Source organism: Micromonospora sp. WMMA1363 (genome assembly GCF_030345795.1).
Classification (GTDB): Bacteria; Actinomycetota; Actinomycetes; order Mycobacteriales; family Micromonosporaceae; genus Micromonospora.
In genome coordinates this window covers 1,864,171-1,880,338 of the sequence record NZ_JAUALB010000001.1, presented here as the reverse complement: position 1 = coordinate 1,880,338, position 16,168 = coordinate 1,864,171, and the positions used below count along the sequence as shown (strand labels likewise).

Here is a 16,168-nt window from a genome sequence, read left to right as displayed (position 1 = left end):
CCGTAGCGGCCCACCTCGGTCGAAACAGGAGTTGTCCGGATGACACAGCACATTGAACGCGCCGCTTCCGCGACGGGCGTCACGGTGACCCGCGGCAGCAGGGGTGGTCCACAGCCATCACGCCCCTGGTGGCGGCGGCCGTGGATCATCCCGTTGGCGCTCATCAACCTCACATTCATCGTCTACAACCTGACCCCGTTCCGGGAACTCGACCCGGCGACCGCGCCGATGCCTCCACACGACGGATTCCCGGCCTACTATCCGCTGCTACTGGCGCACATCGCCTTCGGCACCGTTGCGATGGTCACGGTCGTACTCCAGTTGTGGCCCCACCTGCGACGCACACGTCCACGCGTCCACCGGATCAGCGGCCGGCTCTATGTCGTGGCAGCGATCATCAGTGGCGTCATTGGGCTGATCATCGTTCGGTTCGCACCGCCGGTTGGTCAGATCGGCGTCAGCGCGGCGACTCTGGCATGGATATTCACCACCACGATGGGGTTCATCCGTGCCCGCCAGGGGCGTTACGCCCAGCACCGCCGCTGGATGCTCTACAGCTTCGCGGTCGTGATGAACAACGTCTGGGGCAACATCATCGTTCGGGGTGGGCTCGCTCTACCGGAGCCCATCGACGTCGTCTACTTGTTGGAGGCGGCCCGTTGGATCGGGTGGGTCCTCAATCTCGTGCTCGTTCAGTGGTGGATCTACCACACCGACAAGCGGCCCGAGGTCCAGCCGGTATAGGGCTGCGCGGCCCGTACGGCATCCACAGTTTTGGGAGGGATCGACGTGACCCACACGTACGACACGCAGCCGCCGCTTCTGGATGTGCCATCCGACACCGCGCCGCCGATGTCCATCATCACCAGAGACGACGCGCGCTACGAGAGCGTCCGCCGGGGTTACAACCAGCGTTTCGCGGCCGACGTCGACTACGTCTGCGTGCCGGTGGACACGGCGCAGGTGGTCCAAGCCGTCAACCGGGCGGTCGCAGAGGGCCATCGGATCACTGTCCGCAGCGGTGGACACGGCTTTGAGGGATCGGCGTCCACCACGGGTGGCGTCCTTATCGACCTGTCGGAGATGAACGACGTGTCCTTCGATCCGAAGCGGCAGGCGTTCGCACTGGAGCCGGGCGCGACCGTCGGCGAAGTGTATCGGCAGATGTACAAGACGTGGGGGGTTACCCTGCCGATCGGCGAGGGAACCGAGGTCGGCATCGGTGGGCATCTGGTCGGTGGCGGGTTCGGCCCGCTGTCGCGTCGCCTCGGCTCGGCGGTCGACTACCTCTGCGGAGTCGAGGTCGTCGTCGTCGACGAGGACGGCCACGCCCGGGCGGTGGTAGCCACCGATCATCCGGACGACCCGCACCACGACCTGTGGTGGGCGCACACGGGCGCCGGCGGCGGCAACTTCGGCATCGTCACTCGTTACTGGCTCCGTACTCCGGGGGTCACCTCAGCCAATCCGACCCAGCTGCTACCCAAAGCCCCGACTCGGTGGCGCACCGGGATGGTCGCCTGGTCGTGGGACACGATGCCTCAGGAGGACTTCGTCCGGTTGGTCCGCAATGTGGGTAACTGGTTCGAGCGGAACAGCGCGCCTGGGTGCCCCGGTGCCAACATCATGGCGTTCTTCTACGCCACCCACCGTAGTGGATCCGTCATCTCCGTCGGCGCCATGGTCGACGACGACCTGCCCGGGGCCGAGGCACTCATCAGTGACTACTTCGATGCTGCGGCCGCTGGCCTCAACGTCGAGCCGGCCATGCGAACAACGGACGACGTGATGCCGTGGCTCTACTTCATGTCGTTCCCCAACCGCGGTGAGCCGGGCGGCATGACGGTACGCCGGTTCAAGCTCAAGGCAGCCTACCTCCGCAAGGGGTACACCGAGGAGCAGATCGCCACCGCCTACCGGCATCTCGACACCCGAGACGAGCGTTCCCTACACATGATCCTCATCGGGTACGGCGGGCAGGTCAACGTCGTGCCGGCAGATGCCACGGCGATCGCGCAACGCGACAGTATCCTCAAGGCCGCGTGGCTCGCCTCATGGTCCTCGGCGAGCGAAGACGAGCTGCGGATCCGGCACATCCGCGAGGTATACCGCGACGTCTACCGCGACACCGGCGGCGTGCCGGTGCCCAACGACCGCAATGACGGCTCGTACATCAACTATCCCGACCGCGACCTAGCCGATCCGGAGTGGAACACCTCAGGAGTGCCCTGGCACACCCTGTACTACAAGGACAACTACCCCCGGCTACAGCAGGTCAAGCGGCGCTACGACCCGCGCGACGAGTTCCGTCACGCCCTCTCGATCGAACTTCCTGACTGACTGCGACGGACGGGAAGCCCGGTCGGTGGCCCTCGCGGCTCACCGGCCGGGCTTCCCGCCTCAACCGACCAGTGCCGGTCCGGCGTGCCGGGCGTGGTATTCGTCGAGCATCCGCTGGGCCTCAACGGTCGCCTCGGCGAACCGATCCCGCGGCTGCGCGTCGGTGAGCAGCACGTCGTGCATGGCACGGGTCATCACTTGCTGAATCTCGAAATACCGACCGATCAACGCGCCGGTGGCCGGCCGTCGTGGCGACCACCGGTCCATCTGCCGGTTGGGTGCCTGGTGATACGGGTGCTCGGCGAACCAGCCCTCCTCGTCGAGCAGGCGGTATGCCGAGCGGGTCACCGGGACAAAGCTGTGTGCCTTGTGGTAATCGGCCGAGTTGCGGGGGCTGGCTAAGAACTGCATGAAGGCAAGTGCCCCATCGCGAACCGCCGGCTCCAGACCGTCGGCTAGCCACAGCGAGGTGCCGGCAACCACGTTGCCGGCGTACGGCGTGTCGGCGTTGTAGGGAAAGTCCGCGACCGCGAGCTCGAACCCGTTGGCCTTCGCGGCCTGCGCGGTGGCTGCGATGTCGTTGGACGAGCTGAGCCGGAAGGCGACTCGCTTCCCGGCGAACAGCTCGAACGTGCCAAACCAGTCCTCGGGCTCGCCCGTGTACACGTACAGCCCGTCGGCATGCAGCTCACGCCACCACTGGACCCACGCGATCATCTCGTCGGTGGTGAAGTCCAGTGTCCGGGCCGGGCCGGACCGCCCGTTGTCATGGTCGGCGATGGTCCCACCCTGCACGGCTACGGCGTGCTGGAACGGGATTCCGTTGTTGGCCCAGGTGATCGCGTGTGGCGGCCCGCCCGGAGCCCGCGCGACCTGTTCACAGGCAGCCCGCAACTGCTGCCAGGTCCGCGGAATCTCGGTTACGCCGGCCGCCCGTAGCAGCGTCACGTTCGCGAACAGGTGAAACGACGTGACCACGGTCGGCAGTGAGTACAGCTCACCCTGCCAGGTGTACTGCGCGCGCAGGGCGGGATGCAGGTCGTCGAGGACCACCGGCTCGTCGAGCACCTTCGCACGCCCGGCCACAGCCCTTTCGACCGGGATGAAGACCGGCCGCTTCGCGCGGTCACGGGCATCGAGCGCGTCGGGCATCGAAGTGTAGTAGTACTCGACGATGGCGGGCATCTGCCCCTCAGCGGCGGCCCGGTCGGCCGCCGACGCGATCTCCTCGAAGTGCAGTCCACGAATGCGCACCTGGTAGCCGGGGTGCGCTGCTTCGAATCGGCGGGCGAGCTGGTGGAGAGAGTCCATGTAGTTGGGGAAGGTCAAATCTGCCAGCCAGGCGTCCACCACGACGTCGGTCATGCTTCCTCCTCTGGTATCTCGACGGGCGCGGCTATACGGCGCCCAGGTGGTGTGCGCCGCTGGCGACCGGACGGGCGCGATGCCCCGGCAGGGAGCGGACGAACGCGCGCACGTCACGCACCAGCAGGTCCGGCTGTTCCAGGGCCGGGAAATGCCCACCACGGTCAAACTCGGTCCAATGGGAGATTGATGGGATGTCGCGCATCGCCAGGGACCGGATCGGCACGAAGATGTCGTGTGGAAACACAGCGACGCCAACCGGTTGCGGCAGCGGTGGCGGCTTTTCCGCAGCCCTTGCCTTGCGGACGTTGTCGCGGTCCTCGTAGTAGAACTGCCCCGACGAGCCGGCCGTCCGGGTGAACCAGTAGATGCTGACCAGTGTCAGGAGGTAGTCCGCGGAGACCGGGAGGACACCATCATGGTTGGGGTCGGTCCACTCCCGAAATCGCTCCGCGATCCATGCGAGCTGCCCGGCCGGCGAGTCCGTCAGCGCGTAGGCGAGCGTTTGCGGCCGGGTTGCTTGCAACTTCATGTAGCCGGAGAGGTGTTCGTCGAAGTAGCCCAGCTTCCCCAGCCGAGCCTGGTCGACCTCGTCGAAAGACGCCACCTCCTCGGGATCCCCAGACGGGAAGGTGAGCAGCATGTTGACGTGGACTCCGGCGACCCGCTCCGGGTCGACAGCAGCGACCGCCCGCGCGACGAGCGAGCCGGCGTCACCGCCCTGGGCGACGTACCGCTCGTAGCCGAGGCGGCGCATGAGCTCCGCCAACGCGGGGGCCATCCGGGGGATATCCCAGCCGACCTCGGTCACTGGCGAGGAAAAGCCGAATCCGGGTAGCGCCGGCAGCACCACATGGAAGGCGTCGCCCGGATCGCCCCCGTGCGCGACCGGGTCGGTCAACGGCCCGAGCAGGTCGAGGAATTCGGTGTTGAGGCCGGGCCAGCCGTGGATCATCAGCAACGGCGTAGCGTCCGGATGCGGCGAACGCATATGGAAGAAGTGCAGGCGCTGCCCGTCGATCTCAGTGATGAACTGCGGATAGGAGTTGATCCGGCGCTCCGCTGCGCGCCAGTCGAACCCAGCGCGCCAGTACTCCACAAGCTCACGGAGGTAGGCGAGCGGCACCCCACGGGTCCAGCCCACGCCGGTCAGCTCTGGTGGCAGCCGGGTGCTGGCCAGACGCTGCCGCAGATCGTCGAGCTCCGTCTGCGCGATGTTGAGGTGGAACGGCCGCATGGCAATCCCTTCACGATCGGGGACGGTTTGGTCCGACCCTCGCATCGGCACACGTTCCGAAGCGTCTCCTGCGCTGCGCGGTACCACTGGACTCGGCGCTCGCGCGGCACAGTCCGCAGTCAGGAGGAAGACCCCCCCGCATCTCGGTGTGACGATTCGGGCGCAGTCCCGACCGGTGCGACCAGGCAGGAGACACACCGTCATGACCAAGCAGTCGGCGCGTCCGTTCACCGGTGAGGAGTACATCCAGAGCCTCCGCGACGGCCGGGACGTCTTCCTCTACGGCGAACGCGTCAAAGACATCACCACGCATCCGGCCTTCCACAACCCGGTGCGCATGACAGCGCGGCTGTACGACGCGTTGCACGACCCGCAGCGGCGCGCCACACTCACCACGGCTACCGACACCGGCAGCGGCGGCTACACGCACCGTTTCTTCGTCACCCCCCACACGGCTGAGGACCTGGTGGGCGCGCAGCGGGCAATCGCCGAATGGGCTCGGCTGAGCTACGGGTGGCTGGGTCGCAGCCCCGACTACAAGGCGTCGTTCCTCGGGACGTTGGGCGCCAACGCCGACTTCTACGCGCCGTTCACCGACAACGCCCGCCGTTGGTACCGCGAGGCCCAGGAACGCGTACTGTATTGGAACCATGCGATCGTCCATCCTCCGGTGGACCGCAGCCGGCCCATCGAGGAAACCTCCGACGTCTTCGTCCACGTGCGCCGGGAGACCGATGCCGGCGTCGTGGTCAGCGGCGCGAAAGTGGTGGCGACCGGCTCCGCGCTCACCCATCAGAACTTCGTCGCCCACTACGGCCTGCCGGTCAAGGACCGTCGGTTCGCTCTGGTGGCCACGGTGCCGATGGACGCTCCCGGCGTCAAGCTCATCTGCCGGCCCTCGTACGGGGCGACCGCCGCGGTCATGGGCGCTCCGTTCGACTACCCGTTGTCGTCCCGGCTCGACGAGAATGACACCATTCTCGTCCTCGATGACGTGCTCGTGCCCTGGGAAAACGTCTTCATCTACGGTGATGTCGGTAAGGTGCAGCGCTTCAGCGGCGGGTCCGGGTTCGTCGAACGGTTCACCTTCCACGGCTGCACCCGGCTCGCGGTGAAGCTGGAGTTCATCGCGGGGCTGCTGGCGCGGGCGCTAAAGATCACCGGTACGAGCGATTTCCGCGGAGTGCAGTCCCGGCTCGGCGAGGTGCTGGCGTGGCGCAACCTGTTCTGGGGCCTGTCCGACGCGGCGGCACGCAACCCAGTGTCCTGGCACAACGGCGCTGTCTTGCCCAACCCGCGGTACGGCCTGGCATACCGATGGTTCATGCAGGTCGGTTACGGGCGAATTCGGGAAATCGTGTTGCAGGACGTGGCCAGTGGGCTGATATACGTCAACTCCTCGGCGGAGGACTTCTCGAACCCGGACGTGCGCGGCTACCTGGACCGCTACCTGCGTGGGTCGGATGGCACCGACGCGGTAGACCGGGTCAAGGTCATGAAGCTGTTGTGGGACGCGGTCGGCACCGAATTCGGTGGCCGACACGAGTTGTACGAACGCAACTACGCGGGCAACCACGAAAATACCCGGACGGACCTGGTCGCTGCCCAACTGGCCAACGGCGAGATCGACGACTACATGTCATTTGTCGACCAATGCCTCGCCGAGTACGACGTGGAGGGCTGGACCGTGCCAGACCTCTCGTCCTTTCCGCATCTGCGGGCCGGTCGCGACGCGCTACGCGGACACTGATCGCCCAACTGGGTTGCCGCGGTAGCCGCCGTCGGCCGTCACCGGCCGTCCGGCCTGTTTCCGCTGGAGGCCGCTGGTGCGGTAGACGATGGTGTCGTTACGGTTGCCCGGCTGTGGGTCACCGACGGCGACGAGCCGGGTACTGGCGTCGGTAGCGACCTTGAAGGTTCGTCGAGTAGCGGTGGTTCTTGGTCGGCGCGGCCAGCCGGCGCAGCCGCCGGGCCAGCACCCGCGCACTCCCGCGGGCCCCGGCCGGCCGACAGCAGCAGGTGCGGGCTCACCGCCGCCCCCGCCGCCGGTGCTCGGCCTGCCGGCGCTCGGGCCGTCGGTCGCCGCGGGGCGCGACCCCCACGTCCGGCGTCTTGTAGGTGACCAGTGGGACCGTGGTCGCCACCGGGGTCGCGAGCCGGTGGTCTACCAGGTCGCCGATCACCAGCTCGACCCGCTTGTACGCGGTCGGCGCCTCCTCGAACAGCAGCTGCCGGTCGCCGCAGACCACCAGCGATCCCACCGGGGTGCGGCGCAGCTCCTCGACCGTGTGCTTGGCCCGGCCCCGGCGCAGTGCGTCCGCCCGGGACATCTTGCGGCCCGCCCCGTGTGCCACCGAGTGGTTGGCCTGCGCGCCAGCGTGCGCGGCCACCAGGTAGGACGGGGTGCCACGGGTTCCGGCGACGAGCACGTCCCGGCCGTCGCCCGGCGCCGCGCCCTTGCGGTGCAGGCAGTGCCCGTCGCGCACCTCGACAAGGTTGTGGCACTGGTCCACGATCGGCGCCGTCGGCTCGGCACCCAACGCGATCGAGACCCGGGCGGCCAGCAGCCGCCGGTTGAGCGATCCCCAGCGCACAGCGTCGTCGTGCCGTGCCAGGTACGCGGCCGGGTCACCGGCGGGCCCGGCGCCTCGCAGCTCGGTGTGCTCACGCAGGATCAGCTCGCCGAGGCCGCGCGACCCGCTGTGCACGACGAGGACCGTGTCGCCGGCAGCGAGCCGGAGCCGCGCCGCGTGGCCCGGGTCGAGGACCTCGCCGACGCGGGCCAGCTCGACGAAGTGGTTGCCCCGCCCGACGGTACCGAGACCGTCGAGGTGACCGGCGGGGACGTCACCGTCCAGCACGGACCAGGCCGGGTCGTCGGCGTCCCGATCCGGGTCGAGCGGGCGGTCCAGGTCGGGAAAGCGGGCGGCGAGCCGCTCCGGCACGACCCGCTTCAGCGCGATCGGGAAGACGGCGATGCCACAGCCGATATCCGAGCCGACCAGGTGCGGGTAGAGCACGGTCGAGGTCATCGCGGCGCCGATCGGGGCGCCCTTGCCGGGGTGCAGGTCCGGCATGCCGGCGACGTGGACCATGCCGTCGAGGGTGGCCACGCGACGGCACTGGTCGACGGCTGCGGACTCGACCCAGCTGGTCGGGGAGGCGAAGACGGTGACGGTGGCAGGGGTCGGTGCCGACAGGGACTCCTGCCGGAAAGGCTGAACGGACAAGGACGCTCACTTCTCGCCAGAGGTGGGGTGGACGGCCGCCGATCGCGATGGCGCGGCGGCGACGAAGGTGCTGCCCTCAGAACGTCATGCCGCCAAGTGTTCCGGTGTTCACCGTCGCCGGCAACCGACTATCGGGTCCGTCGTCAAGGCGGGCCACCCCTGTACCGTTCGAGAACGCGGGTTCGGCTACGCGGCCCGCTTGTACTCGTCGATCAACACGCGCAGTGCCTTCCTGCGCCGTTCGCACCACATCCAGATCGGTGACAGGTGCAAGGGCGCTACGGTCGCCGAGGAAGACAGCGCAGCCGGTTCGTGACGTGGCTGCGGTGCCCGGTCCGCGTGGCTGGCGTCACCCGCTGGTGAGAGCGTGCTTGCGGCGGGCGGTGTGCGCGGTGCTCGACCTTCTCGACCTGCAGCCCGTGGCTGCGCCCGATGGAATAGGTCTACTGGCCCCGATCCGTCAGGAGGGCCCGGTTCCCGGTCGTCCGTTCGGCTCGACCGTCTTGTTCCTCGTGGTAGGGGTAGCGGGAAGTACGTGTCGCCGCTCGGGCGCCGGTTCAGCTGCCGCCCGAGCCTACGGTCGTCAGATCCTCTCCGGCGTGATCGCCTCGTACTGTTCGCGCAGGAGTTCCAGGACAGGGTGGCCGGTGTCGAAGCCAGACGCATCGATCGAGTCCAGGGGGCACAGACCGACTGCCGCGTTGGTGGCGAAGGCGGTGGCCATACCGGACAGCCGGGAGAGCGCGACCGGCTCGGTGCGTTGCCGGCCGTCATACGCTCCGGCGATCAGCCGCGCGGTGACGCCGGGCAGCACGTCGGCCATCGGCCAGATCAGGCTGTCGCCGTCGAAGAAGCCCACGTTCCAGGTGACGCCCTCACCGATCAGCCCGTCCGAGCTGGTGAACAGGGCGTCGTCGTAGCCGTCGAGTTGGACCCGGCGGCGTTCGTGCAGGGCACCGAACAGGCCGGTGTGTTTCGCCGCCGGCAGGTCGCGGATGTAGCGCGCCGAGCGCACCCGCATCGGTCGCGGCGGCGATGCGGCCGGGCGGGTGGTGACGAAGACCGGGGCGTGGCGGGCGCGGCCGGGTGGGTGATCGGCAGATCCGGATCGGTGACCGTGACCCGGACGGTGACCGGTCCGGGGTGGTCCGCGATCGCCTCGCGGATTCGCGCGCGGACCAGGTCGGTGGGTAACTCGACGGCGAACAGCGTGTCACAGTCGGTGACTAGCCGCTGCAGATGCAGGCCGAGCCCGCGGACTCCGCCGTCCTCCACCCGCATCGTGGTGAAGTGCCCGTAGTTGGTCAGCGCCAGACTCTCCATCGGCGTCATGGCCGTCAGTCTGACATCGCCGTGCCCCGGATCGCCGGGGTGCTGCGCGGGCAGCGCCGAATCTAGCAATTTCCCTATCCGCAGTGGACGCTGTTCCATCACATGATGGCGCGGAAGCCAACCTCGAGAAGAGCCGACATACCCCAGACTTTCGGGTTCATCTACGGGTACATCCCTAGATCTATTGTGCGCATGATGGGCGGGTGACAGGTCGCAAGGGTCGGCCTGCGGGTGAGTGCCTCGCGCCGGCCATGCCATGCCGTGACGGCCCCGGCCGTCGCCGATCCGGCACTGATCGAGCGGCAGGCGGGCGAGCAGCAGTTGATCACTATTCTGCACGCCGCAGTCGAGGGTCGCGCCTCTTTCTCCACCCTCTCCGGGCGCTGCGGCAACGGCCAGAACACGCTGGTCCGCAGCTTGGCCCGGGCGTCCGCCGCGCAGGCGCGCGGGGCCGCGGACGCCGCGGTAGAGTATCTGCGGCGCGCCCTGCTGGATACCTCCGAGCTGGGATCGGACCGGGCTCGGTTGCTGCTGGATCTGGCCGACGCGTACGGTGATCGGGAACCGGAGACTGTCGAGCGACTGGTCGCGCAGGCTGTGCCCCTCTTCGGCGACCCCCGAGACCGGGCCGCGGCGGCCCTGCGCATCGCCCCGACGGTGCTGAACGTGGACCGTCCGGCGGTGGTCGACCTGTTCCGCCGGGTGGCGCACGATCTGGGCGCTCCGCGACCGCGGTGGCGGACATGGGCGAACAGATCTCCCGGCGGTCCGGCGGTCGTGGACGTCACGTTGACCAAGACGGAGAGACTGGTTGCTCGTTCGTCGCCCGAGGCTCACCAATCAGGAGATCGCAGCCCTGCTGCACGTCAGCCGCCGGGCGGTCGAGAAACATCTCACCGGCTGCTACCGGAAGCTGAAGGTGACAGGCCGGGCCGGGCTGATCGACGTGGTGTCCGGCGCCGATCCGGATCCGCGCCCTGCACGCTGATTGTTGGTCACGCCGACCGCCTTCCAGGACATTCTCGCGCTGGTGAAGAAGATTAGATAAGTGCCCGTCCTGTCCGCGCGTTTCCCGCTGCGGCCAGGCGGTTGGGCGGCGTGCCGGGCGAGTGGCGGATTCTTACGCATTCTCGACTATATATTCGTTTACATGGATGTGAACGTTCCGTGCTCGGCCGGCTACAGACTCGGTTTCCGACAGTCACACGTCTTTGTCAAAGGAATCTTGCAATCTTTTAACCCGGCCCACATCTGTACGTCCAGTGATTTGCTCGTGTACGTCCAGTGATTTACTCGCCGGTTGGTGTCGAGGGTGGTCCGGGTCCACTTCGGTGCGTTCGAGTCCCAGGTGGAAGGCGTCTTGAGCTGCGACTACAGGCGATACGGAGGGGCGGAATGACGGGACCGCACCGTACCGCGTGAGGTTTTTCCCCGCCGTGCACCGAACCGTTGACCGTCGCCGAGAAGGTCGACCGAATAGGTGACCGCATCGATTGACATCCTTGCGCCCGTGATCCTACTGTGATGCCCGGATCGAGGCCGACGGGCCGGGGTACGCCGGAAACAATTCCGTCTTACGCTGCCGCGAGTCGGGAAGGCCAATGATGCTGACACTGATACATGGAGGCTCGTCGTGTTTTCCGCATCAATCGCGCATTCCGCAGAAGTCGCCGACGAGAACGCCGTGCTGGAGGCGCTTCGTTCGGCCGACGAACCGGGTATGTGCATGGCGCACCTCGACCGCACCCTGGCCATCCGGCACGCCAACCCGGAGTTCTTCCGTCGTTTCGGCGAGACCTCGGCGGAACTGTGCGGCCGGCGCTTCGCCGACCTGATCCACCCCAGCGTCCAGACGCCGATGATGCGGAGCCTGGCGCACCTGGTGGAAGGCAAGCACCATCGCTTCGCCAGTCGGATGATCGCCATCCGGCAAGGCGACGAGCCGCTCACCGGCACACTGACCGGTGTCGCGGTGCAGGGCGGCGCCCCGGACGCCACCGGCGTGCTCGTCCTGATGCGCCCGGCCGGCGCCGAGGCGCTCGCCGAGTCGGTGGTCATCGGCCGCAAGAAGATCCTCAGCAAGATCGACGCCAAGATCCTGGAAGGCATCGCGGCCGGCATCTCCACTGTCCCGCTCGCCGCACGGCTCTACCTGAGCCGTCAGGGAGTCGAATACCACGTCTCCGGGCTGCTCCGGAAGCTCAAGGTGCCGAACCGGGCCGCCCTGGTCTCGCGGGCGTACTCGATGGGCGTACTGAACGTGGGCGTGTGGCCGCCGAAGGTCGTCGAGGACTTCATCAAGTAACCCGAGATGCTTGCCGAGTCCAGGGAATCTGCCGGTCCGGCGGGTCGTAGCGTCACCGGCGTCGGCGGTCGACGGTGAGGGGAAAGACATGGCCAGGCGTGCGCTGATCACCGGAATCACCGGCCAGGACGCCCTGAGCGCGGCGGTGGTGCCGGACAGCCAGGCCCGGGCTGTCGAGCCAGAACGGGTGTTCACCGGCACGGATCAGGCGGTCGAAGGCGACCTCGGCGTCCCAGCGGGTGTCCATGGCCTCGACCAGAACCTCGAGCCGGCGGACCCGCTCGGGCGCGACTGCGACGGCGGCCGGCGTCGCGGCGGGAGCGGACAGCTGGACGACCGGCCGGACCGGCCGGTGCCGCTCGGTGAGCGTGGCGAAGTTCGCCAGCAACTGGTGCCCGCCGACCGTGCCGATCGACTCCGGGTGAAACTGCACCCCCCACAGCGGCAAGGCGCGGTGCTCGATCGCCATCACGATGTCGTCGTCGGCCCACGCGGTGGCGGCCAGGACGGCGGCCGGATCCTCCTCGACGGTCACGACACATCAACGTAGCGTTTCGTGGCATGCCGCCGAAGTCCAGCCCGGACAGCGCCACCGCGATGACCCGGGCCGACGTGCGCCCCCGGATCGGCATGGTGTTGCAGGACACCTGGCTGTTCGCCGGGACGATCGCGGAGAACATCGCCTACGGCCGGCCGGACGCCACCCGCGCGGACGTGATCGACGCGGCCCGTGCGACCTGCCTGGACGCTTTCGTCCGGACGTTGCCGGACGGCTACGGCACGATGCTGGACGAGGATCTGACCGCCCTCAGCGCCGGCGAGGAACAGCTCGTCACCCTGGCCCGCGCCTTTCTGTCCGAACCGGCCCTGCTGCTCCTGGACGAGGCCACGGCGTCGGTCGACACCCGCACCGAGGCGCTGGTGCAGCAGGGCATGGCGGCGCTGCGCGCGGGTCGCACCACCTTCGTCATCGCCCATCGCCTGTCGACGATCCGACACGCGGACACGATCGTCGTGATGCGCGACGGCCGGATCGCCGAACAAGGTAGTCACGACCAGCTCCTGCGGGCCGGCGGCGCCCACGCCGAACTCGTCTCGTCCCAGACCGGTGCGCCGCTCGACGAGTCGCCGAAGCCCGTGGACGGTCCCGGCGAAGAAGGCGTCGGATGACGTCCTGGAGATCGTCCGCGCCGGTCTCGACCAGCGGCTTGTCGGACTTTCGGGCGCGTCGGCGGGACCGACCCGGCTTCCCGGCGGCGGAACGGGCGGATCGACGAGCGGCCTTGTCGCCCCGGTCGTGACACGAAGACCTGATCGACGGGTTCGCACCCCACTTCCACAATGGGCGACGTGGGTAAGCGCAGAGTACGGACAGCGTACCTGGCGGTCACGTTCGTGGCGGCGGTCGCGCTCGGCGTGGTGGCGGTGGTGTTCGGCCGGGGCGGCCTGGAGGTGGCGAGTTGGCTGGCCGGCGTGGGCAGCCTCCTCGGTGCCGTCGCCGCGCTCGCGCAGGGCGCGGCGCGCGGGCGGACCGCGCGCCTCGGGCACACCGTCCGGGCCTGGCTCGGCGGGAAGATCCGCGATGTGGAGATCGCCGGCCGGAAGGCTGGCGATGAGATCACCGCGAGTAGCTGGGGACGTGTCGAGGGCGTACGGATCACCGACCAGATTCCCGTCCAGCCCGGACCGGCCGACGACATCCGGCCTGCGGCGCGCACGGTGCCGGTGGCGGATCGCGCACCACCAGCGGTTGGCGGGGGGCCGGCGGTGCCGGCTGCGGACGTCGGGGCGACCGCCCGGTCTGAGGTGCGGGTCCGGGATGGGTTGATCAGCAGGGACGAACAGTTGCGCCGGGTTCTCACCGGCATCCGGACGGACGTGTCGGGGATCTTCGTCGTGCTCGGCGGGCACGGCATGGGCAAGTCCGCCTTCCTGCGCCAGCTGCGTGCGGACCTGCGGCGGGAACTCCCCGACGTCGACATTCTCCCAGCCTGTTCGGAGGTCTCGTTCGTCGGGCGCGGGCTGGACGAGACGTACAGCGGTCAGTACGGCGCGGCGGCCACCGCCGCCTCGCTCCACCAGGTGCTGAACAAGTCGACCGCGCTGCTGGGGGATCTCGTCAAGGAGGTCATCCAGCGGTTTGCTGGATTCACGGCCGCCGTGGAGAAGTCGATGACGGTGGCCCAGACCATGCCCCCACAGCGGGTGGTCGTCGAGGCCGGCGGTTTCCGGTCCAGGATCAGTAATGTCAACGTCAACCAAGCCCGCCCGACCGACGGGCAGAGCCCCGAGGAACGGCTGCGCAACGCCCAACAGCGGATCGACAGGGCGTTCCTGGACGACTGGACGGTGTGGCGGGCCGGGCGGCCAACCGTCCTGCTACTCGACGGCTTCGAGACGCTCATCGACGACGCGGTGGGACAGTGGTTCGTGGCGCTCGCCGCCCAGCTGCCCAACACGGCGGTCGTGCTGCCGATGATCCCCCGCGAATACCACGAGCACGGGCGCGGAGCCCTGGACCCGGAGCGGACCGAGACGCTGCCCCGGTTCACGCTGTCCGAGGTCGACGCCTACCTGCTGTACCACTTCGGAGACGACCTCAGTCCCGAACTGGCTCGGGTGGTCTGGGGATTCACCGGCGGACACCCGTCCGGTCTCAACCTGGTCATCCACCTCATTCACGGGCGGCGCGCCGAGGCGAGTCGTCCCGGCGGGCTACGGGCGATGCTGGCCCAGCTCTCGACCGAGGGTGACCTCGACCCGGCCAGGCTGGTCCGAAAGGTCATCAAGCCGGATCGGCATCCAGGGGTGTGGCGGACGGTCGAGACTGCGGCGCTGCTGAACACGTTCGACGTACCCATGCTCCGGCACCTGATGGAGGACGCCGAGCCGGCGATGGACGGCGCCGCCGTCAGCGCGGCCGTCGAGCGGATCAACCGGCTCGGCCTGCTCGATCCGTTGCCGGTCGCCGGACGGTTCCGGCTGCACGACTTCATCCGGCCGAGGTTGTCGGACGACGTGCGGCAGTTCCAGCCGGACCGGTGGGCGAGCGTCCACCGGCGAGCAGCCACCTACTACTACGACCTGATCTCCTCGTTGGAGGACGCGGCCGACCGGCCGTACGGCTCCTGGCTGAAGTACGAGAATCCGGTCTGGCAGATGTACGAGACGGATTGGCTCTTCCACTCGGCGCAGCTGTCCGACGAGCGGCCACTGACCCGGGCACAGTTCGTCGTGCTCTTCATGGAGGCGTTCTGGTGGTGGGGCCTCTACGTCGACTTCCCGTTCTGCCACCAACTGCTGGAGAGCTGGGGCCGGGCGATCCGGGACGAGCGTGACCGCTCCCTGCTGGAGCAGTTGATCCGCTTCCAGGACAACTATCCGCCCGGTGCGGACAAGCCGCCGGGTGGGCACTGGACGGAGGTCCGGCAGGCGCTTCGGACGATCGGCGACCTGTGCGGCCTGCGGCAGGGATGGCGAAATCCAGCCCTGTCGGACAAGGCGCAACAGGTGCGCCGGACCGCCTGGCTCTACCTGCGGCTGTTCACCGCGCACGCGCACTGGTACAACGGCCAGCTCGACCGGGCCGAGGCGGAGTACCGAAGCCTGGAGCCGGAGTTGGTCGACCTCGACGATCAGGTGTTCCTGTCGTACTTCTACTTCGAGTGGGCCGACATCGCCAGGGCAGCGGGGGACCGCGTGTCGGCGGCAGCCCACATCCGGCAGGCCTGCGCCCAGATGCGGACACTGGTGGCCGACGGGGAGGAGGACCCGGAACTCCAGGCCAACCTGCACCGCTGTCTGGGTGACCTGCTTCTGGCGAATGATCCCGTCACCGCGGCCCAGGAGTACGGCCGGGCCGTCCTACACGCGTTTCTCCTGCAGCAGGCGACCAACACCCTGAACGACTCGGTGAACCCACCCGACGAGTACACTCAGCGGTTCTATCAGGAGATGAGCCAGTTCGCGGCGGGGAAGGCGGCCGCATGGGCCGGCCATCCCGAGCGGCACACGATCATGACTGCGCTGGTGGGACCCATCGGTGCGGACGTACCGGACGCGTCACTGGTCGAGCAGTGGCGGGCTGAGCTGAGCATCCCGTCCGGGCTGGAGCCGGGGTCGCGGACGGCCGCCCTGGCGCAGTTGGCAGGGAAGCTGTTCCCGCGCGGCCCGGCGATCTCGGATCTGCACCGGCGCACGTCGGAGTTCACCGACCACTGGGCGAATGTGACCGAGGACGTGGACCGGGACGCGCTGACCGACCTGGACCGGATCGACCAACTGGCCGTCCGGATCGACCGGATCAACCGCACCGACGGACCGGCCGACGGGACCGCGGTGAACCCGGTCGGCTGACGC

The 16,168-nt window shown here is 68.5% G+C and carries 10 protein-coding genes and 4 pseudogenes; 7 read left to right on the top strand and 7 right to left on the bottom strand.

The genetic code is table 11. The features are described 5' to 3' along the window. Positions 1–39: 39 nt before the first annotated feature. Both QTQ03_RS08585 and QTQ03_RS08580 read left to right on the top strand, forming a co-directional pair. Positions 40–744 (top strand): DUF2306 domain-containing protein, encoded by a 705-nt coding sequence (locus QTQ03_RS08585; RefSeq protein ID WP_289277518.1) that lies wholly within the window; start codon positions 40–42, stop codon positions 742–744. Positions 745–789: 45 nt separating this feature from the next. Next, positions 790–2,340, top strand: coding sequence for an FAD-binding oxidoreductase (locus QTQ03_RS08580; RefSeq protein WP_289277517.1), 1,551 nt, complete (start codon positions 790–792; stop codon positions 2,338–2,340). A gap of 60 nt (positions 2,341–2,400) precedes the next feature. On the opposite strand, the gene QTQ03_RS08575 is transcribed toward QTQ03_RS08580, so the two are convergent. Together QTQ03_RS08575 and QTQ03_RS08570 are read right to left on the bottom strand one after the other, a co-directional pair. Then, positions 2,401–3,705, bottom strand: coding sequence for an extracellular solute-binding protein (locus tag QTQ03_RS08575; RefSeq protein ID WP_289277516.1), 1,305 nt, complete (start codon positions 3,703–3,705; stop codon positions 2,401–2,403). A gap of 31 nt (positions 3,706–3,736) precedes the next feature. Further along, entirely contained in the window at positions 3,737–4,942 is a 1,206-nt protein-coding gene (locus QTQ03_RS08570; RefSeq protein WP_289277515.1) for an epoxide hydrolase family protein, read from the bottom strand. Positions 4,943–5,144: 202 nt separating this feature from the next. On the opposite strand from QTQ03_RS08570, the gene QTQ03_RS08565 reads away from it, so the two are divergent. Beyond that, on the top strand, positions 5,145–6,692 hold the full coding sequence (locus QTQ03_RS08565; protein WP_289277514.1) for a 4-hydroxyphenylacetate 3-hydroxylase family protein: 1,548 nt from the start codon (positions 5,145–5,147) through the stop codon (positions 6,690–6,692). A gap of 12 nt (positions 6,693–6,704) precedes the next feature. On the opposite strand, the pseudogene QTQ03_RS08560 reads toward QTQ03_RS08565, so the two are convergent. The 4 genes and pseudogenes from QTQ03_RS08560 to QTQ03_RS30280 all read right to left on the bottom strand — a co-directional run. Continuing rightward, a pseudogene (locus QTQ03_RS08560) lies at positions 6,705–6,909 on the bottom strand (transposase family protein); the annotation flags it as partial. A gap of 60 nt (positions 6,910–6,969) precedes the next feature. After that, on the bottom strand, positions 6,970–8,172 hold the full coding sequence (locus QTQ03_RS08555) for an RNA ligase RtcB family protein (protein ID WP_289277513.1): 1,203 nt from the start codon (positions 8,170–8,172) through the stop codon (positions 6,970–6,972). 583 nt (positions 8,173–8,755) lie between these two features. Beyond that, a pseudogene (locus QTQ03_RS08550) lies at positions 8,756–9,235 on the bottom strand (aminotransferase class IV); the annotation flags it as partial. A 41-nt stretch (positions 9,236–9,276) separates the two neighbouring features. Then, positions 9,277–9,495: pseudogene (locus QTQ03_RS30280) on the bottom strand (aminotransferase class IV); the annotation flags it as partial. 820 nt (positions 9,496–10,315) lie between these two features. On the opposite strand from QTQ03_RS30280, the gene QTQ03_RS08545 reads away from it, so the two are divergent. Next, the gene (locus tag QTQ03_RS08545; RefSeq protein ID WP_289277512.1) at positions 10,316–10,492 is read left to right on the top strand and encodes a LuxR C-terminal-related transcriptional regulator; all 177 of its coding nucleotides are present in this window, start codon (positions 10,316–10,318) and stop codon (positions 10,490–10,492) included. Positions 10,493–11,137: 645 nt separating this feature from the next. Continuing rightward, positions 11,138–11,809 (top strand): helix-turn-helix transcriptional regulator, encoded by a 672-nt coding sequence (locus QTQ03_RS08540; protein WP_289277511.1) that lies wholly within the window; start codon positions 11,138–11,140, stop codon positions 11,807–11,809. Positions 11,810–11,861: 52 nt separating this feature from the next. On the opposite strand, the gene QTQ03_RS30600 is transcribed toward QTQ03_RS08540, so the two are convergent. Further along, a complete protein-coding gene (locus tag QTQ03_RS30600; protein ID WP_502889717.1) occupies positions 11,862–12,344 on the bottom strand; it encodes a glutamine amidotransferase-related protein in 483 nt (160 codons plus the stop codon). A 56-nt stretch (positions 12,345–12,400) separates the two neighbouring features. Between QTQ03_RS30600 and QTQ03_RS08530 the strand changes: the two are divergent. Then, a pseudogene (locus tag QTQ03_RS08530) lies at positions 12,401–12,979 on the top strand (ATP-binding cassette domain-containing protein); the annotation flags it as partial. A 180-nt stretch (positions 12,980–13,159) separates the two neighbouring features. Continuing rightward, positions 13,160–16,165 carry a P-loop NTPase family protein gene (locus tag QTQ03_RS08525; protein WP_289277510.1) on the top strand — a complete coding sequence of 1,002 codons (3,006 nt, stop codon included), beginning with the start codon at positions 13,160–13,162 and terminating at the stop codon, positions 16,163–16,165. The last annotated feature ends 3 nt before the right edge of the window (positions 16,166–16,168 follow it).

Bases quoted from the DNA above. Each gene is read 5' to 3' on its own strand.
- QTQ03_RS08565 (WP_289277514.1), top strand. From the start codon at position 5,145: ATGACCAAGCAGTCGGCGCGTCCGTTCACCGGTGAGGAGTACATCCAG.
- QTQ03_RS08575 (WP_289277516.1), bottom strand. From the start codon at position 3,705: ATGACCGACGTCGTGGTGGACGCCTGGCTGGCAGATTTGACCTTCCCC.
- QTQ03_RS08585 (WP_289277518.1), top strand. From the start codon at position 40: ATGACACAGCACATTGAACGCGCCGCTTCCGCGACGGGCGTCACGGTG.
- QTQ03_RS08570 (WP_289277515.1), bottom strand. From the start codon at position 4,942: ATGCGGCCGTTCCACCTCAACATCGCGCAGACGGAGCTCGACGATCTG.